This is a genomic window from Alicyclobacillus tolerans (assembly GCF_048984885.1).
GTDB classification, from domain to species: domain Bacteria; phylum Bacillota; class Bacilli; order Alicyclobacillales; family Alicyclobacillaceae; genus Alicyclobacillus_I; species Alicyclobacillus_I tolerans.
In genome coordinates this window covers 316,657-340,784 of the sequence record NZ_JBMGNK010000002.1, presented here as the reverse complement: position 1 = coordinate 340,784, position 24,128 = coordinate 316,657, and the positions used below count along the sequence as shown (strand labels likewise).

At 46.7% G+C, this 24,128-nt stretch carries 24 protein-coding genes, 1 tRNA gene and 1 other RNA gene; 6 read left to right on the top strand and 20 right to left on the bottom strand.

What is annotated here, in order from left to right; genetic code table 11:
* Positions 1-57 precede the first annotated feature (57 nt).
* From ffs to ACOJUR_RS01770, 4 genes are all read right to left on the bottom strand, one after another.
* Positions 58-157, bottom strand: an RNA gene (gene ffs, locus ACOJUR_RS01785) — signal recognition particle sRNA small type.
* A gap of 44 nt (positions 158-201) precedes the next feature.
* Positions 202-291: transfer RNA gene (locus ACOJUR_RS01780), tRNA-Ser, on the bottom strand.
* Entirely contained in the window at positions 278-784 is a 507-nt protein-coding gene (tadA, locus tag ACOJUR_RS01775; RefSeq protein WP_420949105.1) for a tRNA adenosine(34) deaminase TadA, read from the bottom strand. The genes ACOJUR_RS01780 and tadA overlap by 14 nt, the downstream gene beginning before the upstream one ends.
* Complete coding sequence (locus ACOJUR_RS01770) at positions 781-1,050, bottom strand: late competence development ComFB family protein (protein WP_420949104.1); 270 nt, start codon at positions 1,048-1,050, stop codon at positions 781-783. Before ACOJUR_RS01770 ends, tadA begins: the two co-directional genes overlap by 4 nt.
* Positions 1,051-1,173: 123 nt before the next feature.
* Here ACOJUR_RS01770 and ACOJUR_RS01765 point away from each other — a divergent pair, with 123 nt between their 5' ends.
* Positions 1,174-2,031: a YheC/YheD family protein gene (locus tag ACOJUR_RS01765; protein WP_420949103.1), complete on the top strand. Its 858-nt coding sequence runs from the start codon at positions 1,174-1,176 to the stop codon at positions 2,029-2,031.
* Between the two features lie 127 nt (positions 2,032-2,158).
* On the top strand, positions 2,159-4,006 hold the full coding sequence (asnB, locus tag ACOJUR_RS01760; RefSeq protein ID WP_420949102.1) for an asparagine synthase (glutamine-hydrolyzing): 1,848 nt from the start codon (positions 2,159-2,161) through the stop codon (positions 4,004-4,006).
* Positions 4,007-4,015: 9 nt separating this feature from the next.
* Here the strand turns inward: asnB and mtnB are convergent, their stop codons facing one another.
* From mtnB to ACOJUR_RS01745, 3 genes are read right to left on the bottom strand one after another with little or no spacing between them, the layout of a single operon-like run.
* Positions 4,016-4,648, bottom strand: a complete 633-nt coding sequence (gene mtnB / locus ACOJUR_RS01755; RefSeq protein WP_420949101.1) for a methylthioribulose 1-phosphate dehydratase — start codon at positions 4,646-4,648, stop codon at positions 4,016-4,018.
* Positions 4,623-5,315, bottom strand: a complete 693-nt coding sequence (locus ACOJUR_RS01750) for an MtnX-like HAD-IB family phosphatase (protein ID WP_072873677.1) — start codon at positions 5,313-5,315, stop codon at positions 4,623-4,625. The genes mtnB and ACOJUR_RS01750 overlap by 26 nt, the downstream gene beginning before the upstream one ends.
* Positions 5,312-6,529: a 2,3-diketo-5-methylthiopentyl-1-phosphate enolase gene (locus tag ACOJUR_RS01745; RefSeq protein ID WP_072873678.1), complete on the bottom strand. Its 1,218-nt coding sequence runs from the start codon at positions 6,527-6,529 to the stop codon at positions 5,312-5,314. The genes ACOJUR_RS01750 and ACOJUR_RS01745 overlap by 4 nt, the downstream gene beginning before the upstream one ends.
* A 144-nt stretch (positions 6,530-6,673) precedes the next feature.
* On the opposite strand from ACOJUR_RS01745, the gene ACOJUR_RS01740 reads away from it, so the two are divergent.
* Positions 6,674-7,231 (top strand): glycerol-3-phosphate responsive antiterminator, encoded by a 558-nt coding sequence (locus ACOJUR_RS01740; RefSeq protein ID WP_072873679.1) that lies wholly within the window; start codon positions 6,674-6,676, stop codon positions 7,229-7,231.
* A 15-nt stretch (positions 7,232-7,246) separates the two neighbouring features.
* Here ACOJUR_RS01740 and ACOJUR_RS01735 read toward each other — a convergent pair whose 3' ends face one another.
* On the bottom strand, positions 7,247-8,185 hold the full coding sequence (locus ACOJUR_RS01735; protein ID WP_306955035.1) for an alpha/beta hydrolase: 939 nt from the start codon (positions 8,183-8,185) through the stop codon (positions 7,247-7,249).
* 303 nt (positions 8,186-8,488) lie between these two features.
* Between ACOJUR_RS01735 and ACOJUR_RS01730 the strand changes: the two genes are divergently transcribed.
* Positions 8,489-10,189 carry a glycerol-3-phosphate dehydrogenase/oxidase gene (locus tag ACOJUR_RS01730; protein ID WP_420949100.1) on the top strand — a complete coding sequence of 567 codons (1,701 nt, stop codon included), beginning with the start codon at positions 8,489-8,491 and terminating at the stop codon, positions 10,187-10,189.
* Between the two features lie 127 nt (positions 10,190-10,316).
* Here the strand turns inward: ACOJUR_RS01730 and ACOJUR_RS01725 are convergent, their stop codons facing one another.
* From ACOJUR_RS01725 to ACOJUR_RS01710, 4 genes are all read right to left on the bottom strand, one after another.
* Entirely contained in the window at positions 10,317-12,722 is a 2,406-nt protein-coding gene (locus tag ACOJUR_RS01725; RefSeq protein ID WP_420949099.1) for a glycoside hydrolase family 2 TIM barrel-domain containing protein, read from the bottom strand.
* 53 nt (positions 12,723-12,775) lie between these two features.
* Complete coding sequence (locus ACOJUR_RS01720) at positions 12,776-13,606, bottom strand: carbohydrate ABC transporter permease (protein WP_207549716.1); 831 nt, start codon at positions 13,604-13,606, stop codon at positions 12,776-12,778.
* Positions 13,603-14,517 (bottom strand): carbohydrate ABC transporter permease, encoded by a 915-nt coding sequence (locus ACOJUR_RS01715; protein ID WP_238413598.1) that lies wholly within the window; start codon positions 14,515-14,517, stop codon positions 13,603-13,605. The genes ACOJUR_RS01720 and ACOJUR_RS01715 overlap by 4 nt, the downstream gene beginning before the upstream one ends.
* Before the next feature lie 116 nt (positions 14,518-14,633).
* Positions 14,634-15,968 carry an ABC transporter substrate-binding protein gene (locus ACOJUR_RS01710; RefSeq protein WP_203114921.1) on the bottom strand — a complete coding sequence of 445 codons (1,335 nt, stop codon included), beginning with the start codon at positions 15,966-15,968 and terminating at the stop codon, positions 14,634-14,636.
* Between the two features lie 309 nt (positions 15,969-16,277).
* Between ACOJUR_RS01710 and ACOJUR_RS01705 the strand changes: the two genes are divergently transcribed.
* On the top strand, positions 16,278-16,820 hold the full coding sequence (locus tag ACOJUR_RS01705; RefSeq protein WP_420949098.1) for a cupin domain-containing protein: 543 nt from the start codon (positions 16,278-16,280) through the stop codon (positions 16,818-16,820).
* A 158-nt stretch (positions 16,821-16,978) separates the two neighbouring features.
* Here ACOJUR_RS01705 and ACOJUR_RS01700 read toward each other — a convergent pair whose 3' ends face one another.
* The 8 genes from ACOJUR_RS01700 to ACOJUR_RS01665 all read right to left on the bottom strand — a co-directional run bounded on the left by ACOJUR_RS01700 (position 16,979) and on the right by ACOJUR_RS01665 (position 22,713).
* Entirely contained in the window at positions 16,979-17,842 is an 864-nt protein-coding gene (locus ACOJUR_RS01700) for a metal ABC transporter permease (RefSeq protein WP_238413597.1), read from the bottom strand.
* A gap of 5 nt (positions 17,843-17,847) precedes the next feature.
* Positions 17,848-18,741: a metal ABC transporter permease gene (locus tag ACOJUR_RS01695; RefSeq protein ID WP_072873684.1), complete on the bottom strand. Its 894-nt coding sequence runs from the start codon at positions 18,739-18,741 to the stop codon at positions 17,848-17,850.
* Positions 18,731-19,582, bottom strand: coding sequence for a metal ABC transporter ATP-binding protein (locus ACOJUR_RS01690; RefSeq protein WP_072873685.1), 852 nt, complete (start codon positions 19,580-19,582; stop codon positions 18,731-18,733). The genes ACOJUR_RS01695 and ACOJUR_RS01690 overlap by 11 nt, the downstream gene beginning before the upstream one ends.
* A 14-nt stretch (positions 19,583-19,596) precedes the next feature.
* Positions 19,597-20,577 carry a metal ABC transporter solute-binding protein, Zn/Mn family gene (locus ACOJUR_RS01685; protein ID WP_420949097.1) on the bottom strand — a complete coding sequence of 327 codons (981 nt, stop codon included), beginning with the start codon at positions 20,575-20,577 and terminating at the stop codon, positions 19,597-19,599.
* Positions 20,578-20,784: 207 nt separating this feature from the next.
* A complete protein-coding gene (locus tag ACOJUR_RS01680; protein WP_238413595.1) occupies positions 20,785-21,351 on the bottom strand; it encodes a Fur family transcriptional regulator in 567 nt (188 codons plus the stop codon).
* Between the two features lie 302 nt (positions 21,352-21,653).
* A complete protein-coding gene (locus ACOJUR_RS01675) occupies positions 21,654-21,857 on the bottom strand; it encodes a hypothetical protein (RefSeq protein ID WP_072873686.1) in 204 nt (67 codons plus the stop codon).
* Positions 21,858-21,893: 36 nt separating this feature from the next.
* Entirely contained in the window at positions 21,894-22,223 is a 330-nt protein-coding gene (locus ACOJUR_RS01670; protein ID WP_072873687.1) for a hypothetical protein, read from the bottom strand.
* Between the two features lie 157 nt (positions 22,224-22,380).
* On the bottom strand, positions 22,381-22,713 hold the full coding sequence (locus ACOJUR_RS01665) for a hypothetical protein (protein ID WP_072873688.1): 333 nt from the start codon (positions 22,711-22,713) through the stop codon (positions 22,381-22,383).
* A 164-nt stretch (positions 22,714-22,877) separates the two neighbouring features.
* Between ACOJUR_RS01665 and ACOJUR_RS01660 the strand changes: the two genes are divergently transcribed.
* Positions 22,878-24,107: a class I SAM-dependent rRNA methyltransferase gene (locus ACOJUR_RS01660; RefSeq protein ID WP_420949096.1), complete on the top strand. Its 1,230-nt coding sequence runs from the start codon at positions 22,878-22,880 to the stop codon at positions 24,105-24,107.
* Positions 24,108-24,128: the final 21 nt, after the last annotated feature.

The following is a 24,128-nucleotide window of genomic DNA, read 5'->3' as shown; positions in this document are numbered from 1 at the left end:
TGTTTGAATAAGGGGATTTTTTGGAGTGGATGGCAAAACGCGCACTCTCACCAAAAGCCAAACCAGGTGACCCCGCGTCACCCGAAAGGTCTTTCTTAGTGCTGCTTCCGTCAGGACCTGACACGGTTCGAAAGTTTCCGCCGCGCGGGACCCAGTTCAGCCTTTGGTGAGAAAGCGCGTATTCTTGCTTGTTGAAGTTTATGGCGGAGAGAGTGGGATTCGAACCCACGAGACCCTTGCAGGCCTACTCGCTTTCGAGGCGAGCTCTTTCGACCACTCAGACATCTCTCCGCGTCTTCTGACGAGAACGGACTTGTGCAAAGAAGTCTTTCAGTAATATACCACATTCTTCAGCAAGAATGCCACCTGTAACTTGAGGGTAATGGTTCCAGCCTTTCACTTGGTACAACTGGCAAACAGACTCTAATGCGCCAGCTTTTGTATCTTGTGCACCATAGTAGACGTGTCCAACTCGAGCCTGCAAAATAGCACCCGCACACATCGCACAAGGCTCCAGAGTGACATAAAGAGTAGATGCTGAAAGTCTCCAACCACCGAGTCGCAAGGAAGCTTGACGCAAAGTCAACATTTCCGCATGTGCAGTTGGATCCCGCCAAGTCTCTCGCAAATTGTACGCAGCAGCAACCAGTTGTCCATTATATACCAGTAGGGCGCCAATCGGGACCTCGCCAAGACTAGCCGCTTCCTTAGCCAAAGAAAGTGCGAGACGCATCCAGGCTTCGGGAGAACGTTCCACACATTCCTTATCTGGATTTATTTTCATGACCCCGTATGGCGAGGATTATTGGCTACACGTTGAAGTGAAACCGCCAATTCTCGAACAATATCCATTTGCAACTGTGAATTCATGTACTGTGCTTTGACATAGGCTTCACCGCGATCGGTCGAAACATAACGTGGTGGCAATTGGTTAAGCGCTAAAGCCATAACATCATCACGGCACTGCTCGCAATCACAAGGCAGGCGCCGCCGCCATTCCATTTCACTCATGGCATGTCGAACTAAAAGTTCTGTTACATTGACCAGCATGGCTTAACCCCCCATTTTCAAGTGCATCCTATTTCTCATTCTTTTTCAAATCACCGATGCGCTAGCGGTTCGTATGTCGCATACACTGCAACAGACCATTTTGTTGCAGGCGAGGCGATCGGTATGGACACCCCTCTTGAGCAAACAGATGATATCCGTTTTGATGAAACACGAAAATTTTTAGATAAATGGAGTATGTATAACCTCCTCAAACAGCACCCACCCATGGTTCCCATGCTGCCAGAAAGCAAACAGTTTACAAAAGAACATTTTTTTTACTTTTGTCAACGTTACGAGTCTTTTTACATCAAGCCTGTAAACACCTGGGGCGGACAATCTATTACACGAGTTGACCATTTTCCCAATCAACTCTACTGTATCCGCACCCTAGGTCAACCCACCGTCTGGCGTGCCACAGCGTTTGGATCCTGGTGGACAGTGCGTAAGCGGCTTCCATTGGCATCCATTATACAGCAGGCTGCTCCTGTTGTAACTTGGAATAATCGCATGTTTGATATTCGCGTACTGATGCAGAGACACAAAAGTGGCACTTGGATGTATGCCGCCATGGCTGCACGAGTAGGCGGACACGAAAGTATCGTATCCAACATTGCTGCAAGCGGGGGCGAAGTGCACGATGTCCCACAACTTCTGCAATCCCTCTTTGAAAATCCGTCGATAGAACAGAAAATTTTACAAAACTTGAGAATTTTCAGCAGACAAATTTGTACTCTCCTTGATAGCGTCTATAGCTTCGAGGAAGTAGGCATAGATTGGGGACTCGGATATGACGGAAGCCTGTGGCTTTTTGAAGTCAACACCAACGACAATCTTGGTGGACCCAGTCATGAATTGTTTGCACCACTCGCTGATGGCCGTATCTATCAGCGAATTGAACAGCGCAGCAGCGCCCGCCGTTTAGCTCAGGCGAATGAGTGGTTGCAAATATGGATGACCGAACTACAACAGATGACTGAGTAAACACCTTGATACAAACTTTGATGCAGTATCATTTTTTGTCCTAGGCGCATAGGCTGAGACGTATGTGGATGAACGAATGATAGAGCAGCGTCCACTGTTGAGACAACAAAATAGGAGGCGGACAAATGTGTGTGGAATAGCAGGATGGGTAGATTGGACTCGCGATGTTTCGTTGCACCGCGAATGGGTCGTGGGCATGGGCGAAACGCTTACCTCGCGCGGACCAGATACCAGAGGTGACTGGTTTAGCACACACTGCGGATTGGCGCACCGTCGCCTGATTGTGGTCGATCCGGCAGGCGGAACGCAACCGATGCTACGCCGTTTTGGAGAACGCACAATGGTGCTGGTTTATAATGGCGAACTCTATAACACTGCAGAACTGCGCGACGAGTTACTGGCTAAGGGCCATACGTTTGAGTCGTATTCGGATACCGAAGTGGTTCTGCACGCTATAGCAGAATGGGGATTAGCAGCCACTGAGAAATTCAATGGCATTTTTGCCTTTGCCGTTTGGGATAATCAATCCCAGGAATTGCTTTTAGGTCGCGATCGGCTAGGAGTCAAACCGCTGTTCTTTGCTCAACTTGGCCAAGGTGTCCTGTTTGGTTCTGAGCTTAAAGCGATTCTGGCCCACCCTGAATTCCCGCGTCGTATAGACGCCGAAGGCCTAGCTGAAATTCTGGCTGTCGGCCCAGCGCGTACACCTGGACATGGCATTTTTGAGAACGTTCAAGAGTTGCGTCCCGGTCACGTGGCACGTATCCGCAACAATGAATGGCATATACAGGCGTATTGGAAATTGAACAGTTGGACGCATGAAGAAGACGAAGAGACCACAGCCAGGCGCGTTCACGATTTACTGGTAGATACGGTAGAACGGCAGCTCGTCTCCGATGTGCCTGTAGCTACTTTTCTTTCCGGCGGACTCGACTCTTCTGTCGTTACAGCGATTGCCGCACAATATTTTCAGAAGCATGGCAAAGAACCTTTACACACTTTCTCTATTGAGTTTGCAGAGATGGAGAAACACTTCCAAGCTAACGAATTTCAAAAAAGTCTTGATGCTCCATGGGCTTTGAAAGTATCGCAATTTCTTGGGACCGTCCATCACCCAGAAGTTTTTGATACGCCCGATCTCGCTGCCAATCTCCATCAAACTCTGCCAGCTCGCGATGTTCCTGGGATGGCCGACATTGATACTTCCCTCTTCTTGTTTTGCAAGCGAATAAAAGAGCAATTTACCGTAGCCCTTTCAGGCGAATCTGCAGACGAAGTGTTTGGCGGTTATCCCTGGTTTCATCGTGCTGAAAGTCTGCAAGCCCACACATTCCCTTGGGCATTGCAACTATCACGCCGGGTTGGCATGCTAAACGACGAGACCCGAGCCTGGCTCAATCCCGAAGCTTACGTTCAACGTCGATATGAGGAAGCATTGTCGGAAGTCCCACGCTTGCCTGGTGAAAGTTCTGAAGAGGCGCGGATTCGGGAAATCTCCTATCTCTCCATCACCCGTTTCCTGCCAACCTTGCTTGACCGCAAAGATCGTATGAGTATGGGCTGTGGACTTGAAGTCCGCGTACCTTTCTGCGATCACCGTCTGGTCGAGTATGTGTTTAACATTCCTTGGAAACTAAAAACGGCTGGTGACGAAGTGAAAGGCATTCTGCGTAAGGCCATGGAAGGCTATCTGCCAGAAGATGCTTTGCACCGCAAAAAAAGCCCATATCCATCTACTCCCCACCCGGATTATGTGGAATTGGTTCGATCACGTTTTCTGGAACGTATAGCAGAACCTGACTCACCTCTTCGCCCACTGCTATCCATGACGGCAGTTGACGAATGGGTATCCGCAAGCCGTCAGGCTATGCCACATCGACCCTGGTTTGGTCAGATTATGGCTATTCCACAAATGTTTCACTATCTCATGGAAGTGGATGATTGGTTGCGTACCTATCGAATTCAACTCGTTTAAATCTGGCTCTTATGACGATGCTGCTTGATTGAGGCGCCAATGATATTCAAACAAAAACTCAAATGCTTCTAAATGACGAAGCGCCGCCTCGGGAGATTCTCCATAAGCATATATTCCGTGGCGGTGCACCAGTACCCCAGGTACATCGCGATACGCAGCTTCTGTGACTGCTTGTCCCAACCGCTCAAGATTTGCATAATTTGGAACGATAGGAATGTTGATGGAGGCTTTTTCCTCCCAATGGCCAAGCGCCTTCAAGAGCTCATGCTGGGCGAAAGGAATATGTCCTGTACCTTCGGAAATTGAGAAATACCTTTCACTCAGCAAATTATTAAAAATAGTATGGACATGCAGAATACAAGCAATATCCGGGAATTTTTCATAGAGCCCAACGTGTACAGACGTTTCTGCAGACGGTTTGCCAGCATAACCGGACATAACTTGCATTCTCTCATCCACAACAATAATATCCTCAGTTTTTAAACACGCCTTGTCACATCCGCTACGAGTAATAGCCATAGAAAGCGGGTGACCGTTCAAACGGACTGATAAATTGCCACTGGTTGCCGGGAGCCAACCTTTTTGAGCGCAACGGTGAGCGATCTCCAAAAGAGATTTAACAGCTTGATTGAATGGATACATATTGATGTACCTCCGAAGCATTGTCACTTAACGCACGAATGATATCGTGAAACGTCTCATAAGGGGTAAAAGGCACACCTTCTTCTCTCAAAATCTCCGCCAGAACACTTCGGGCAAAAACGTAGTCCGCCAGTCTTGCCGCTTTCACATCTGTCACGCCATCACCAATCAACAGGATTTTCCGGCCTTCTTTTTGATGCTGGCGCAGTAATGAGACCTTGCATAATCCACAACCACCATCACACGATTCATCGCAACCATAAGGCCAGACGACTTCTAGCATGCCTTTTTTCTCGCGCAATCGATTGCAATAAATGCGAATAAAAGAAGCCACGGGCAAAAGCGCCGGACGTACAAAAAAGTCAAACCCGCCGCTTACAACAGAGAAATTCCAACCTTGCTGCATGGCGTAATCCACCATGGCAAACGCACCAGGACGCAAGACTGTTCTCTCTCTGGAGAATTTAACCACTTCGGAATATTTGGAAGCCGGGATGTTGCGAAACATCTCGCTGACACCTTCCCGAACAGAGATCTCTCTCGCTTGCACAGCCTCTATCAAAGGACGCGATGTATGCGGGGCAAACTCCAACGCGATAGTGGCCACCATATCACGCAGAGAAAGTGTACCGTCAAAATCGCAAAGAATCGAGATCTCAGAAATCATGCCTTCACTCCCCATCGTTGCAACGCTCGTGCCAATTCTCTGTGACGCAATGCTGCATCTTCCAGTTGTTCGCCCGCTTCCATAGCGTCAATAGCCTGACGAAATGCCCGCCCTCCTGCTGCAATGCCATCTGGGTGCCCTTGTATTCCCCCGCCAGCAGCCATGATGCACTCATTTTGCAAATCACGATACAGTTGTGCCACCATGCCAGGATGCAGACCAGCGGCTGGACCAGGCAACACGGAACGATGAATGTCAGAAGGTTGGCGCAAACGCTCTACCAGAGTACGACAGGTCTCAGCATCCAGTGTGACACTGCCATAGGCAGAAGGATACAAAACCACATCTGCTCCTGCCAGGCGCAACAAGTCGCCAAGCAAAACGGGAGCCGCAATACCTGTGCGAGGAGAACTGTAGATTGCACCTGAAACGGCAGGATGAGCAAAAATGGGAATCTTGATATTCGGATTACGCGCAAGAGCAGCCAACACGTCTAGTCCATAAGCAAATACATTGAGCAAAAGCGCATCCGCTCCGGCCTCTACAAGACGTTCTGCCTTCTCGAATAGCTCTGGTAATGTCCCCGTCAAGTTAACCGCATAGCGCGTACGCTGTCCAGTCATCTCCGCTACTTCTCTGGCGATTTCCCCGTAACGTCGCACACGTTCTATAGAAGGCGCCAGCGATTCATCAAAGAAAATTTCATCATCTTTCACGTAATCTACGCATCCCAAAGCCTGTTCCCGAAACGCATGGGCCAATTCTGATAACGACTGGCCATTACACGACTTGAAAATACTCATGATGAGCGGACGCCGCTCGACTCCAATCAATTGACGTATACCTGCCGCACCAAATTGAGGTCCAGGAAAACGCCGACGATAACTGTCAGGAATTTCAAGCGCTTGCAGGCGCACATTCCCATCCATCGACAATTTTCCAAATACAGTAACCAACAATGATGCCAAGCTGTCCGTCAGATTTTCTTCCGGATAACCAATCTTGATTTCCGCCAAAGTCCCTTGAGATGTTTCCTCCAAAACACGAATTTCTTCAACGCTTCCACAACGACTCGCCACTTCCGCTTGTTGGGTAGCCGGCAAATCTGTCCAACTACCTACAGTAAGTCCAATGGCTATACCTTCTGCTATTTTTTCTAAACTATCCCGTGCCGCTTCAACACGGTACGTTGCTACTACGAATGCCAAACTCATTCCTCCCTGATGTCTGCCCATCCGCTCTCGAAAAAATATACCCCTCTATATTGTACGAAAATTCATACATAAATCCGATAGACTTTTCGAAAAAATTCGGGATAATAACAGTGACTTGTCTAAAAAGGGATGTGAATACACTTGATGATGCCAAAAGTCATTCTCGCCGCGCGCAGTATCAAGGATTACGAACAATTGCTCGTCCATCCCTGCCCGGTCATTATTTTAATGAACGTGCACTTATCACAGTTACAATCATTGGTTACCCTTGCTCACAAACACGCAAAACAACTTTGGCTTCATGCCGATCTCGTTCAAGGCCTCAAGCATGATGAAGCAGCCGCACAGTTTCTTTGCCAAAATATCCGACCTGACGGCCTCATTAGCACACATGCCCAGACCGTTTTGATTGCCAGAAAACACAACGTCACGGCCATTCAGCGTATTTTTCTGATTGACTCGCACTCCTTGGAGACTTCTTATCGCATCCTGGCCAACTCTCAACCCGATTATATCGAAGTTCTTCCCGGAATTGTGCCCCATTTATTAGAGGAAGTGAGGCAACGCACGGGTCGACCTGTATTAGCCGGAGGTTTTATCCGCAGCCAGGCGGAAGTCGTCACAGCGCTTGAGCACGGTGCTTTGGCCGTCACGACTTCCAATAAAAAACTCTGGCTGGACCCATCATCAACGCCCCATTAAGGGACTTGCGAAAAATTAATCTGTAAATTCTGTTTTGAGCATTTCTGCTACTTCTTGCATTTGCGCACGGACTTCAGGAACCAGATGATCGAGTGTCAAAAAGCCGTGAATCATTCCTTCAAAACGCTTCACTTTAGCAGGCACACCTGCTTTTTCTAAAGCAGACGCATAAGCCTCTCCTTCATCGCGAAGAGGATCGTACTCTGCTGTAATGACAATCGCTGGTGGCAGATGGCGCAGATCTTCAGCCAAGAGAGGCGAAGCCATGGGATGAGAAGCATCCTCCATAGAATTCAGATATTGTTTGCGGAAATACATCATGGAATCGATATCGAGCAGATATCCAGTACTATTGAGTCGTTTGGACTCGGTTTCACCAAGTAAATCTACGGATGGATAGAGAAGGAGCTGCAGACTGGGCATAGAACCCCCGCGATCGCGCGCAACTTGACAAACAACTGCAGACAAATTACCTCCTGCGCTATCCCCGCCAATAGCAATTTTATCCTTACGTATCTTAAACTCATCAGCATGTTCAAATACCCATTGACTCACCGCGTAACATTCTTCTACTGGATGAGGAAATTTGTACTCAGGAGCGAGACCATAATCCACAGAAATAGTGACACAACCTGCAGTATGCGTAAACATGCGACAAAGATTATCAAATTGATCAAGCTCACCAAAAACCCAGCCACCACCATGAATATAAATGAGTGCCGGAAAAGGCCCTTCTCCTTCTGGAGTGTAAATGCGAATCGGTGTTTGACGATTGCCATAAACAGCTATAATTCTGTCCTCTACATGTGCTACAGGCAAGCCTGGTTTACGCAGCAATGCAAACGACTGCGCACTGTTCTTGCGAAATTGCTCAGGAGTCAGTGAAGAAATGGGCGGAGCGCCAAGTTCTTTCATTTGCTGCAACATTTTTTCGAAGGCTGGGTGCAACGGCATGTGAACCATCCTCTCTGTGCTTGAGCCAACTCCTCTTACTGGCGGAGGCTCTTGGTATCCCGTTTTCAAGCTTGTTTTCACAAACAAACGGTCGACTCCATTTGTAGTATGACACAGCAACCAAGATTTGTGGACAGAAGAAGTACACTTGTTGCCTTAAATTCCTTGCGTTATAATTTAATTATAAGTTGATAGGGCGAATGGAGATTCGGAGACACGCCACACTGCGTTACGATGCGCAGGGTTAGGCGTGTTTTTGCTTTTTCATAGATAACAAAAATGCCCAGAAAGAGAGGGATATTCATGGCTATTTGGGAAACAGAACTCCGCCCCCAACTACTGCATCAAATGCAGGCGAATGAATGGGACGTTCTTATTATCGGTGGCGGCATTACCGGGGCAGGCATTCTCCTTGACGCCGTCAGCAGAGGACTGAAAGCAGCACTGATTGAAATGCAAGATTTCGCTGCCGGAACATCCAATCGCTCCACCAAACTGATTCATGGTGGATTGCGTTATCTCAAACAACTGGAAATCGGTCTGGTAGCTGAAGTCGGTAGGGAACGGGCCGTTGTTTACGAGAATGCTCCGCATGTGACGCGTCCAGAGTGGATGTTGCTTCCCCTTATGGAAGGAGGCACCTATGGCAAGCTAGCAGCCTCTTTTGGAATTCGACTTTATGACTACCTGGCAGGTGTCAAGCGTACGGAGCGCCGGCAGATGTTAAGCCGAGAGGAAGCATTGGCCAAAGAACCCTTGCTTAATCCCGACGGTCTCAAGGGTGCTGGTTATTATGTTGAATATCGAACGGATGACGCTCGCTTGACGCTTGAAGTTTTAAAAAAAGCCGTACAGCTGGGCGGTGTTGCCATCAACTACTGTAAAGCTCTGCAACTCATCAAAGAGAACGGGCAACTGTTGGGCATACACGTCCAGGACGAACTTCAACCTCATCACTCCTTCGACATCCGTGCTCGTGTCATCATCAACGCCACAGGGCCTTGGGTTGACGAAATTCGTGATTGGGATCATTCCAAGCAGGGCAAAACCCTGCACTGGACTAAGGGTGTCCACATTGTTGTTGATGCAAGCCGCTTCCCTCTTTCCAACCCCGTCTATTTTGACGTTCCAGACGGACGAATGATCTTTGCTATACCGAGATCGGGCAAAACCTATATTGGCACCACCGACACCAACTATACGGGCGATGTAATGTATCCCAGAATGACTCTGGCCGATCGCGATTATTTGTTGGAAGCGGTCAATACTATGTTTCCTTCTGTGCGTCTGTTGCCTGAAGATGTGGAATCCAGTTGGGCTGGCATCCGACCATTAATTCATGAAGACGGAAAAAATCCGTCTGAAATTTCCCGTAAAGATGAGATTTTTCAATCATCAAGCGGACTAATTACGATTGCTGGCGGTAAATTGACCGGTTATCGAAAAATGGCTGAAAAAGTCGTAGATATTGTGGTTCAGCGAATTGGCCAAGTAACTGGACAAACATATCCTGGCTGCCAAACCGAACATTTGCGCCTCTCAGGTGGTGAATTTCATCAATCCAGCGAATGGGACGACTTTGTCCATACGATGACGAGAGAAGGCGAGCTGTTGGGGTTAAGTAGCCAAGAAGCCCGCCAATTAGTAGAACGCTATGGGAAAAATGTCGAACGGGTTTTCAACTGGCTGCGCAATGAGCCGTTAGATGCTGGTCTTGCAATCCCCAAAGACATTTATGCGGCACTACAATACGGATTGGAAGAAGAAATGGTCTGCCGTGCGGAAGACTTTTTTATCCGCCGCACAGGTAGCCTCTATTTCAATATGAACTTGGTTCTCAGTTATCAACATTCTGTTGTGGATTTCATGGCCAAACGATTACAGTGGTCAGATGATAGAGTACTTGAGGAAAAGCAACGTCTACAAGATCGAATTCTTGAGGCTCGGGAAGCTCTTGAAAAGCCTGTCGAGAAAGCATTGTCCACAGCTGCTTCAGCACTCTAAAATTGCTGTTTATCTGGCGTTTTTCAATTTTACCCCCAGCTTGTTCACAGGGTTATCCACAACTTTTGCGGGTTTATCCCCAAAAAGCTGTGGATAACTTTTGTTGTCTTCCCCATTCACCCCCTATCTACAGGCGCGGTAGAAAGGGTTGCGATTCAGTGGATAAGTCGAGCGAATCCCCCTGCAGACCGGGTGATTGAACATGCACTCGGAAGCGCCCTGGATAACAACCTGCACGAAAATAGAGCGCTGCACGCCCTGCCTCAAGCACACCTGGATTATCGCCCAAGAGTTGTCCTCCTTCTGAACTACCTTGCGCTGGGTGGCCATCCACAGCCTCCAAGGAAAAAGAGACTACCCTTTGTAGATAAGGAGACCGCATCCCATTCTTATCCACAGCTTCTACCCAAATTCGCGTCATATCCACGCCATCTGCATGGAGAACCGTATGATCCGCATGCAATCGTAACCGACTGGCGGGTAAAGGTGTGTACAGAGTGCGCTCGACTACGACTTTTTGGTCAAGATAGCCACGAAGCCGCAAGGTTCCATACAGTCGATAGGCTTGCAAGGGAATGACAAAAGGTGGATGCTGTAAAGAAGGAAATTCCTTCTCTTGCGGCATCAACCTTCCCATCGTCTGACCATTAAACTCAACCTCTAAAGAATTACAGTTGCTGAATACATAAATTTTGGCGGTATAAGCTGCAGATTGAAGTACTGTTTCCATGTCATCGAAGGTATCCAGAGCTTGGATTAACTGCGAATGATCAGCCGATTCAAAGGTGAGATAAGTAGCTGGCTCCAGAACAATTTCTTCTTCAGGAGGCTTTTGACTTCGATAAACTGCTGCGGCAAACTTGGGGAAACGAAATTGATCCATCACACCATGATGGCAGATTTGCTGTCCCCCTCCGAAAAATGGCGACGTCGGATAATCAAAAGCGCACCAAGCAGAAGCTCCAACAAGATCTTCACGCTGGTACACTTCGTTTAAAATTTTGGCATGATGAAGGGCATGCTGAATCAACCGCGTTTCATTATCCATGAGTTTGGTCGGGTACATATGTCCGAGATACTCTGTGATCAATTGCGGTTTTTGAACACTTGGCAATACCCCCATGGAAAAATCATTAAACGTAAAGATATCTTCTATAAAATGGCTTTTACGGAAATTTCGAACACCGCCCGTCCATCGACTTGGGTCAAGTGCTCGCGCTATTTTATTTGTTTCTGTATAAAATTCGTCACTATCTGCAGATTCATTAATGCGTACTCCCCACATGAAAATGCAGGGATGGTGACGATGGCGTTCAATCATCTCAACTAAATGCTGTTTGGCTATAGCCTGCCAATGTTCATCTCCTACATGTTGCCAACCGGGGATCTCTGTGAAAACAAGCAGTCCCAATTCGTCACAAGCGTCAAAAAATGCGGGATCCTGTGGATAATGGGAAGTGCGAACGTAGTTGGCGCCGAGTTCGTGCTTCAAAATCCACACGTCTTGACGCTGCAAGCGCTTCGGAGCAGCATAACCTATGTAAGGAAACGACTGATGGCGGTTAAAACCAATCAGTTTTATCGGTTGACCATTCAATAGCAACTGCCCGTTTTCTAAGGCAAGGGTACGAAAACCAACGCGCATCTCACCATCATCAAGCACACTTCCTGCTCTATTCAAAAGCCGAAAGCCAACGTTGTAAAGATGCGGTTGATGGGGCGACCAAGGTTGCGCATGTTGAACGATTATTTCCCATTTCATCGATACGATTTCGTTTGCTTCGTCCGATCCGTTGACGGCAACGGGGTGAATTTCCTGTTGCAGAAGACTTCCATCCTGATTGCTAATGTTTAACTCCAACTGTAATCGCTCATTTGTTAATCGGGAAACTGGCGATAGATGAATTTTCGCTTCTACCTCAACAAGAGCGTTCCCATTCTGCCAACCAAGCGTTGTCCATTGAAGATGTTCAACGTGATCGTCAGAAGTCACCAACAAATAAACATTGCGATAAAGTCCTCCAAAGATGCGGTAATCGATAAGTCCACCTTCTGGAGGGATATCTGGTTGCGGTCGACTGTCGAGACGGACGAGAATCTCCTGCATACCGGAAGGAGAAAGTGCGTCTGTAATGTCCCACGAGAAAGCTGTATAGCCGCCTAAATGCCGGCCTATATACGTCTGGTTGACTTGAACATCAGCCACCGTCATAGCTCCCTCAAAAACGAGAAAAACACGCTGGTCAAGTTGCGCAGTAAACCTGAAACATTTTTGATACAGATATACTCCGCGAGTGTCATTTTCAGGAATTCCATTGCTAGGCACTAAGTTGGGGGAATGAGGAAGACGGACGGTTTGCCAATGTTTTGCATCTAAAGTTCGTGAATAAACGTCTATTTGTTGACGAGCTTCTGATGGATCAGATCTATACGAATGTGGATGATTGGACGTGATTTCTGTAAATTTCCAGTCGTCTTGGAGCGCGTAAACGCTTCTTTTACCTAGGCGCGGACGAAGTGAACTGTACAACATGATGTGCATTCCTCCATATATTCCTTGGCGCCGCACCTGGGCGCACAAAGTTCTTATCGATTGAAACCAGCCATAATTCCAGATACAAAATTGCGTCGTAAAAACAAAAACAAGACAAGCATAGGTACAGTGGCCAGACTGGCAGCTAGCATAACCTCGCCATAATTAGGAATGGTCATTGAGTTTTCTAGCGTACTCAGTGCCACAGGAATGGTGTAAGCAGATGAAGTATTCAGGACAACCAGGGGCCAAAGCAGATTTGTCCAGGATGCTAAAAAGGCGATAATGGCTAAAGCAGAAAGGGTGGGTCTCATCAGTGGCATAACGATTTGCCAGAAAATACGGCCTTCACTCAGTCCATCTATACGTGCAGCATCTAATAACTCGCCCGGGAAACCTGCAAATGCCTGGCGCATTAGAAATACGCCGAATACATTGACCAACGCCGGAAGAATGATAGCCCACCAAGTATTGATGAGATGCAAATGGCTCATCAAAATGAAGAGCGGCACAAGCGTTACTTGCGACGGGATCATCAAGGAAATCATAATGACAATAAACAATGTTCGAGAGGCTCGAAATCGGTAGATGGCAAACGCATAACCGGCCATTGCAGAGAGAACCACAGCAATGGCTGTAGAGAAAACCGCAATAAAGAGACTGTTGCCAATCGCTTGAAAGATATTGACATCGGTGTTGTGGATAAGTGCCTGAAAATTCGCCGCCAGCGCTGAACCTATCCATAGATTGTGATCTCCGCTAAGGATTTGCTCCGTTGAATGTGTAGATGAGATAAACATCCAATAGATAGGATAGACAGAAGCAATAAATCCGAGGATTACGACTGCATGCAAAAATAAATCCGCAAACATTCGCCGAATCACCAAGCATCCCCTCCTCTTGCGACGCGAAATTGAAGGAGTGACAAAATACCAATCAAAATCGCTAAAACAAACGCCACTGCGGACGCATATCCAAAATGAAATTGTTGAAAAGCAACTTGGTAGAGGTACAGAACAGGCGTCATGGTAGCATTATCTGGGCCGCCAGAAGTCAAAATAAACGGTTCTACAAACAATTGCAGTGTTCCAATGGTGGAGAGAACAGATTCAAATACGAGAATGGGTAAAAGCATGGGAATGGTGATGGACCACCATTGACGAATTGAGCCAGCTCCGTCTACACGCGAGGCCTCATACACTTCATGCGGTATACTCTGCATGCCGCCCAGCAAAATGACAACATTGTACCCTGTCCAATGCCAAGTGAGGGCTATCATGATGGCTACTTTAGCAGCAACTGGATGAAGGAGCCAATCGATGGGCGCCACACCAAAGATTCCTAAAATATGATTGATAATGCCATGCTTTTCGAGCAAAAAAGAAAAAATGAGTGAGTAAGCTACCATGTCAATGAGAATGGGAACAAAAAAACCAAGCTGAAAAAAGGCTCGGAATTTAAGCCTCCGGGAATTTAAAAGCGAGGCAAAAATAGCAGCCAAAATCAGCATAACAGGTACTTGAATGACAAGAATCACAACGACGTTCAACAAAGCGTGCCAGAACTCTGTATCGGAAAAAAGCTTCTGATACTGGAATAAACCGCGGAAAACCAATGCGCCACCCTGCCAACTGGAAAGACTGACCCATGCGGCATAGAGAATGGGACCCACTAAAAAAATGGTAAACACTATGAGAAACGGTAGAAGAAACAGATAGGGGGCCGCCAACCAACGCTTCTGCTTAAACTCCTTTTCCATACGGAGTCTTGTGGAATGTGAGGTATCAATCGCCATATCATCCTCTCCTTTAGATTGCCTTCTTGAAGACGCTGACCAAGCGTTGAAAGCTCATGGACTGCAAACAACGCTTGGCATCGCGCCTGTTGATGATAAAAAGATTTCTCAACTCATCAAGAGCCAGAAGCTATTTTCGCCCCCGTCTGGTTGGCTATCTGTTGCGCGGCGTTATTCAACGCTTGCGCCGCTGGTTCATTTTGTAGCACAGCCTGTTGGAAAACGTTCAGTAGAATACTGTGGGCTGCTTCAAAATTTGCCGTATGGTAAGCAGGAGAAATATTGGGGACTTCGTTAGCAGCCATTTGGAAAACTTTTTGTCCACCAAAGAATGACAGCGACTGAGAGATCAGTGGATTATTTTGATAATAGGGCTCATAAGACGGGAAAATTCCATATTTCATCGAAACATTCAGAGCCTGTCGATTCGTCATACAAAATTCAGCAAACGAGAGTGCGGTTCTGGGATGAGGAGTGTTTTTGGAAATGAGCAAATTCGATCCACCAAGATTGGCTGCGTGATTCCCATTGGCACTAAACGCCGGAGTGGGGAAAACTCCCCATTTACCAGCCTGATTGGGAGCCGACTGCTCAATTGTGCCCACATACCAAATGGCGGCTGGTGCTGTAGCTATCTGGTTGTTGACAAATAACTGTATGGTATCGTTCCAAGCATTCGCGTAAGGTACCACATCCAAGAGACCATCCTGGTACATTTTTTTCATCGTGGTTAATGCTCTGACACCGGCAGCGTCGTTGACAGTAATTTGTCCTTGCTTGTTAAAAATAAATTTGCCCTGTTCATTCATCATCATTTTAAAAAGCCCGGTCGATCCGCTTCCCCAAGCGGTCAACTTAACTTTGTCTCCAAAGTGTTGCTTGAGTTTCAAGCCTGCTTGGATATAGTCGTTCCAAGTCTTTATATCTTTCACATGAATACCTGCTTCTTTAAACAAATCGCGACGGTAAAAAACCATACTCGGCCCAATATCCCAGGGAATTCCGTATATTTGTCCGTTATAGGTAAGAGCCGCCCATTTGGCTTCTGGAAAATCGCCTTCAATATTCTTAATCTGATTGGTAATGTTTAAAAAAGACTGTGGAAACTTGTTCAGAAAACTTGGCGCCATACTAGACTCGATACTCATAATATCCGGCACACCAGAACCAGAGGCTAATTCCGTGTTCAATTTAGTATAGGTGTTGGTAGGACTGTCTTCGACTATCACGTGAATTTGCACATTGGGATGGGATTGTTCATACAACTTGGCATCTTCCTGCAACGTATTGGCAGCCACATTCCAGCTCATAACTGTCAATTGAATGGGCGAGTGAGCATTTCCTCCACCCTGTCCGCCAGAACCATTTGATGCCGATCCACAACCTGTTACCAAGCCGAGAAGACCTAACGACGCAGATCCAACACTCAACCAACGTAATTTTTTTTTCATACAAATCCCCCTTCATACTTGTTCACAAAAATAATTACCATTAATTTCATGGTTTCGAGTTCACATCGCAAATAGGACATCTCCTGTTGTGAATATGGTTTCGAAACCACACATCTTGCAAAAACAATCCATCCATCAGAAAACGCTTTCTTTCAGTTGAGAGCATTTTACCTCATTTTTTACTGTTGTCAATAGAATCTGATAAATTCAAAGTAAGGGTTCACTTCTTCTGGACATTCGCCAAACACACCTTTATCATAAAGCGAAAACTTAGATTCCCAAGATTCCTAAGGAGGCCAATACCCCATTATGGCAACCATACATGTCAGAAACTCAGGTGAAACCATTCAGAAAGAACGAGAAGTACAATCGTTTCTTGAAAGCAACGGTGTTTTCTATACACACTGGAACACAGAAAAACTTCCCGCAGAATTACGAAACCAATTTCAATTGGACGATGGCGATAAAGCCGCTATACTAGAGACTTTCGCAGAAGATATTCAGCATCTGGCAAACACGCGCGGATATCGTTGGTGGGATGTTATCTCACTCTCCGAAAGCACACCAGATTTACCTTCCCTCTTACAAAAGTTTGAACAAGTCCATACTCACGCAGAAGATGAGGTGCGAGCCATTGTCTCCGGCAGTGGAGTTTTTATTATCAAAGGAAAAGGGGAGGTCGGTTATTTTGATGTGTTTCTAAAGGCGGGTGACGTTATCTCTGTGCCTGAAGGCAATCCCCACTTCTTTACATTGACTGAGGAAAAGAAAGTTGTCGCTGTGCGCCTTTTTGTAGAAGAGTCAGGCTGGATTGCCACACCTTTTGAAGATCCATCTTTTATCCGTAACTAATCATTCACATCCGATCTGAAAAGAACATACAATGAGAGTGTCGGAAGAAAAAGCATGGGCAACTATCCACACAGCGCCCGGCACTCTCTTTGCTGATGGTTCCGGACGCTGTGTTTTCTATAGATGCAAGTCATCTGCTGTTTTATATCCACATCCCTTCACATCTCAGCAGGCTGACGGTGTGCTTTGGGAAAGATGGCCCGGCGGCGAGCTGTAGCAAATCGAGCCAGAAAATAGGCAAAAGCAGAAAGTGAGGCCACAAAAAAACCTACTGGCCAGCCTGTATCAAAGGATAACAAAATCGATAACCATACGGATGCCAATGAAATGACGACCGATAAAATCATGGCCATGCCTGGCCGCTTCGCCAAATAGCTAGCTGCTGCAGCTGGAGCCACCATGAGAGAAAAAGTCAATAAAGCCCCCACAATAGGAACCGTGACCGCTGAGGTCAACCCTACGAGAAAAAGAAAAACCATCTCCATCCTACGAACAGATAAACCACGTGCTTGAGCAGACTCTGGTAATACAGATACATAGAGCAAGGGACGATAAACCAAGAGAAGGATAATGATGGACACCAATCCAATGATAGCTGTATCGCGTACTTCAGCCGGAGTGATACCCAGTATCTCACCAAATAGGAGAGAATAGATTTCTGGAGCGTACATATCACTAAGATTTAAAAACAAGGCCCCTGAGCCAAGCAAAAAAACGAGTATTAAGGCAATGACCACATCATGGCGTCCACGCCGTCCCAACCAACCTATAGCTAAAGCACCAGATACACTAAATACCGTCAATCCCCAAAGCGTATTGATTCCAAGCAGGGCAGCGGCGGCAGCTCCCGCAAATCCTCCTTTCGGCAATGCGTGCGATGCAAAAGCCGTACCGCGCAGAATGACAAAAAAACCAATCATCCCTGCCAATACCGCTACTATACTTGCCCCTTCCCAAGTGCTAAGCATAAACGGATCGCGAAAAACACCCGGAGCGAAAAGAAAATGCCACACGGACCACATAACCTTCACCCCTCTTGTAGGACTTTCTTCCCGCGACGTGTTCCCATACGCAAACGCAGATGAGAAAGGATATAAAGCAAGAGAATAATACTGGCAATAAAAAAGCTGACCGGCCAACCTCGGTTGACAGGCGGCCAATTATAGCTGTCATAAGCCAACAAAATTCCCATCCAACTTGAAAAAATACCTATCATACTGGCAACCAGCATTGCTTTTCCAGGACGATGGGTAAAGCGAATGGCTATAGCTGCTGGGCCAATGAGTAACGCCGTGCTGAGCAAAGCTCCAACTACAATGGCAGATTGTTCGACAGCCATGGCTAAAGCTGACATGAAGAGAATACTGATGAGACGCGCCGGCACACCTTTTGCACGTGCCAAATCCACATTCAATGAACTAAAAAGCAAGGGGCGATAAATGATAAATAATAGCAACACTGCTAATCCATCAAAGCAAAGTACAAAAGGCAAAAGCGACGGATCGACCAAGAATACGGAACCGAAAAGAATGGTCATGGGTGCACCGGTTGTATTTCGATAGGTAGTATCAAAATAGAGAAAAAGCGCGCCAATCCCCAAAATCAATGAAAGAACGACACCTGTTGCAATATCACGTTCTTTAGCACGTTTTCCCAGAGTATCCATGATGGCACCGGCAATCAAACCAACACCCAGAAAACCCCAAACGGCATTCAGCCCTGCCAGAAAAGCACCTGAAGCACCTGTTGTTCCAAAATCTCCTAGCGCATGACCGGCGAACGATTGACCGCGAACGACTGCAAAAACACCTACCATACCTGAAACAACTGCAACTGCAGCACTCATAGAAAGTGCCCGCCAAACAGCCGAACTGGAAAAGAAACCAGGTGCAAACAGGGTATGCCAGAGGCTATTCAACATGAGTAAGCGCCTCGTCCCATACTGAAATTGATTGATTAACTGGCAATGGGGCTTCTCCCCCAACCACTAAAATTCTGCCTTGAACACGAATAACTTCAACATCATATCCATACAGTTGACTGAGCACATGACTTTGAACAACCTCATCCACGGAACCCATAGCCGCTCTGCCCTCTGCCAAATATACAATTTTATCCATCGCTCCTAGCAACGGATTCATATCGTGAGCTACTAACAGGATAGCCAAATTCTGTTCTCTGGAAATTCGCGAAACCAATCGAACAACTTCATGAGCGCTGCGAATATCCAGATTGGAGAGCGGCTCGTCTAGCAACAATAATTTGGGTTGAGTCAACAGGGCTTGGGCAATCAGCAGACGCTGTTGTTCACCGCCAGATAACTTTCCAACAGGTGCGTTTGCATAACGCAAAGCATCAACCGCTGCGAGTGCTTCGTCCACAGCAGCCCACCGTTTGCGACTGGGCAGCGGTATGCCCCAGCGGTGTCCATCAAGACCAAGAGCCACCAAATCTCGCGCCGACATGGGGGTATCGGGATCGAGTGAAATTTTCTGCGGCACATATCCCACTCTTGAATTGCCACGATGAATGACCTTGCCCTCCATTTCAACCTTGCCGGCATCAGGTGGCTGAAGTCCAAGAATCACTTTGAGCAAAGTGGTTTTCCCGGCTCCGTTTGGACCAATCAGTCCAACAAAATCTCCTGCCTGAAGTTCCAGGGAGATGTTATCCAGTACCCTGCGAGAACCAAACCGTACACTCACCTGCTTGACCGTCAAAACTGGATCTGGTGCAGTATTCGCTACCGAACGGAGATACATAGGTATCCTCCTCATCAAGACAGAGTTTGTGTAGATTGATGATAGACAAGCGCTTTTTGCAAATCTTTGACTTCCTTCAGCATCCAGGACGCATATGAGTACCCTGGCGGCATCGTTTCATAGACACCAACAACTGGCACATGATGCTGCTCAGCAAGAGTTAATAATGATTGAGTGAGCGGATCGACCACCTGTTGATTGTAGAGAAACACTTTCACTTGGTGATATTTCAACAGGTTTTGTTCTGTCTGAACATCTTGCGGCGCTGGATCCGTACCATTCATGATGGCAGCCTGCAGGGACCAGGGGGTACGGATGTCCATTCCTGCGGCCTGCAACATATAGTCAGCAACAGGCTCTGTCACAGCTACGGGCGATCCGGCGTATTTTATTTTAAGTTGCTTTATTGCGTTATACCAAGGTTGCAATGAAGCGTCAAATTTTTTCACATTATCTTCAAAGTATTTCTTGTGCGCAGGCATCAGCTGTTCTAAATCAGCAGCAATAGCTGCGGCTACGCGCGGCATGGTGGACGGATTATACCAAAGATGGGGGTTTGGCGTTTGATTCGGCAAACCCAGCAAATTTTGCACCTCTATCACTTTGCGGTTGGCGTTTGGAGAAGCTGATTCTAATTTATTCATAAAACTGTCGTATCCCAGTCCGTTCTGTACAATCAATTGCGCGTTCGCAATTTCAGCAGCCACTTGTGGACTGGCTTCAAACGTATGCGGATCGGTATTGGGATTACTCATGATGGCCGTAACAGAGACATAACGGCCACCAATCTCAGAGATAACGTTGGCATACTCATTTTCTGCTCCAACTGCTGTAATAGTTTGTTGAGTTGGACTGGTTGCTGAGCCATGAGCAGAAGAACTCGATGTCGAGGGTGACTGCGTACCACAACCGCTCAGCACCAGAACGCTACCCAACAGCACGGATGATATAAAGAACCCATGCCGCTTGCTTTTCACTATGCTTTGAATTTTCATCTCCATGTCTCTCCTTATCTTACTAGGATACCCCTAAATCGTAATTGAAATCATTCCGAATTGGAGTATATCAAGACCATTTCGATTTGTAAATAGGAATGGTTACGAATTAACGAAAACACCTATTCCTATAAGGCAAGGAATTTGCAAACGACACTAAAAAGCCTCTGTCCATTCAACTGGACCAGAGGCCACAAAAGCTGCAATTTATTCACTCTTCTTGGCTTGGCAGGCTGCGCATATGCCATACACTTCAAATCGATGGTTCACTACCCGAAATCCATTGGGAAGCTCAGGGAGCCAACTCATTGGGCAATCTTCGAGAGGTGTGATACTTCCACATTCCAAACAAACCAGGTGATGGTGATGGTGTTTATCACAGGTCAACCGATAACGCATCGCGTCTTCGCTAAACTCCATCTCCTCCAGCACACCAAGTTCCCGAAGTAAAGTCAGCGTTCGATAGATAGTGTCGTAGCTCACGTTTGGATACGTCTCTCGTACATTTTCATATACGTCTTTCGCGGTAAGAAATTTGTCTTCATGATTGACAAAATAGTCAATGACCATCTGTCTTTTACCTGTAAATTTATATCCTGCGTCTTTAAGCTGTTGGAGTACTTCTTGACTTCGATTCATTTGCACCACCCGCCCATACGCTTCTAATTTACACTCTAACACGAAATATTGACGATAACCAGAAACGGCCACAAGCTTAAAATTTGAAAAAGCCTCCAATTCCACTTTAAATTGTGGAAATGGAGACTTTTTCATGTCGTCAATCTCAATCTCAGCGAGGCTACATCCGTCTCAATATGAATTACCGAAGCCCCATTGTTGAATCATAAGACAAATTCGACGATTTAAACTTTTTTAATAAGCAGCCGCACCCGCTGCAGCAGGAACAAACAGGAAGAAAAGAACAAAGATAATCAAAAACACAACAGCCCAACGAGTATAACCTCCGAATACTCCATACATATCAGTAGCATCTCCTTTTCCTTGGGATGCTTTACTGTATGTCGAAGTACTACGGAGGGTCGGGGCGAATGCCCGGAAAGGCGAGCCCGCTTTTATCAGGAAATTTCAATCTCACGCATTTCCGGCACAAAAGGTCTGCCTTCCGCCTCACGTTCACGCAAAAATTGCTGAATCAACCGTTTACAATCGGTAATAGCGTGCCCTTTATTCTGACGTAACACTCGACACATAGGAATCTCTGCGCAAGTGGCCAAAATCATACCATCAGGCATCTCAAATATAGAAATATGTAGCTTCATTGATTTTCCTCCTAGCCTTGACTTACGTTCTCCGCCTCAGGCTGTGGACGATCCGGTTTGAGCCTTGAGCAATACAGAAATATGTTGAATTTCACACATCTCCAATGTCTGATCGAGATCGCGCGCAAGCTCTTCCTCAAATCGTATAATTTCTTCATCCAATAACATTCTCTCAAACCATAGCTCATAGTTCAACAAGAGATGGATAGCATCAATTTTGGCGGGGCGAATACGCAGAGGTACGCCCAGTACACGATAATTGACATGCGCACAAACACGTAAAAGGAGCACCTCGAGAAGACGGCGCTCGCGCTCCGTCCAATAGGTGCCCGGATCTGTAACTTGCAACTGAAGCATCGAAACCATTGCTAAGCTCCCTTGGTTTGGTTCGACCGATGCATAAATAAGACTACACCCGTCCCCATTCTTGAGGATATTGTACAATGATTTGCGGAGTTCGTGGACTAGAGAATGATGTTAATAGATACTAATTATTACATATCAAACACTCTTGATGACAAATTTATCTTTTCTGCCGTTGCTTTTGCCTACCCTCCACAATCCAATCGTGCAGTTGAATACCGTCATCCTTACCCTCAACATAGTGACCGTAAGGTGCGACATAGGCTATGGGCCACCCTCGTTCCACGGCTTCTTCCAACACCTGCTGAGGACTGCCATGTCCAGGAATCGGATGTCCTTTGCCTGTGATATCTACGGCCCAATAGTTGTTAGCCGGATGTCCTTCCGGAACAACTGACCAATCCCCTGTATAGCTGTTGATAATTGGCAAATCCTCTGCGCGAAAATGAAAACCGAGATCGGACAAAGTCGTATGATGCTCCTCAGTGCTCAAATGAATTCCTCCTCGTTTAGAAGTCCTGTACAGTCCCCACAGAAAAACACATTCTTTGTCCATAGTATCCTCGAGCAATCGTTATCCATGCTGGAGGAGTTTGGTGAATGGTTTGCGTTTGCGGGCCAAACATGAGAGCATGAAACATATTCTTCATACGGAGCGTGAAAAGATTGAATGTCGGATTAAAACTATTTCTGCGTAGAGATCGGCGAAAGCGATTGGAGGCAGGAAATCCATGGATATTTCGTTCAGAAGTTGAAAAATGGGAAGGCGAACCATATCCTGGTAAATATGCTCATGTATACAATCATCAGGGTGTTTTTTTAGCCGCTGCTTATGTCAATCCCCAATCACAAATCTTCGCCAGAGTACTGAGTTACAATCCTCAAGAAGTCATTGACGAAGAGTATTTCATAAAACGTTTGCTGAGAGCCAAACAGCTTCGCCAACAATTGCTTCGCGATGACAGCGAAGGGTATCGTTTAGTTTATGGAGAGGCAGACGGCCTTCCAGGTTTAATTGTAGACGTTTATAAGGACGTTCTTACTGTACAGCTACTGACAGCCGGAATGGATTTGAGGCGAGATTTGATTTTGTCTGCTTTACAAAATGTTTGTCAACCCCGCGCAATTGTTTGGCGCAATGATGCGGGTGTAAGGCGATTAGAGGGGCTCTCGTTGGAAAATCAAATGGCTTATGGCCATTTGGAGGGACCTGTTGAAATCTTAGAAAATGGACTGAGATTGGAAGTTGACGTACTTGGCGGTCAGAAGACGGGTCATTTCTTCGATCAACGCGAGAATCGCCGGGCTATCCGCCCCTACGTTCAACCGTCTGATTTCGCGCCACAAGGTGCGCGTATGCTTGATTGTTTTTGTCATACCGGAGCTTTTACCGTTCATGCACTGGCATATGGTGCCAGCCATGTGACGGCAGTTGACATCTCCCATCATGCTCTTGAAGCCGCCAGAAGAAATCTTACTCTTAATGGCTGGGCAGAGCGCGCAGAACTTGTGGAGGCCAATGCGTTTGACTTTCTGCGCAAACTAGAACAGGATGGCCAAGAATTTGACGTAGTTTTGCTCGATCCCCCCGCTTTTGCAAAATCCAGGCAAGCAGTGAACGGGGCGCTTCGCGGTTATAAGGAAATCAATTTGCGTGGCATGCGACTGCTGAGAGAAGGTGGATTTCTCTTGACTTGCAGTTGCTCTTACCATGTATCCTCCGATGTTTTCCAACAAGTGGTACTTGAGGCTGCTACAGATGCTCATAAAATCCTCCGGCAAATAGAGTTTCGTGGTGCAGGACCGGATCATCCATATTTAGCTGCCCTACCGGAGGGCAACTATTTAAAGTTTGCCGTGTACCAGGTGACCTCTCGTAAAGCGTGAAGCTACATGAAAACGAATGCG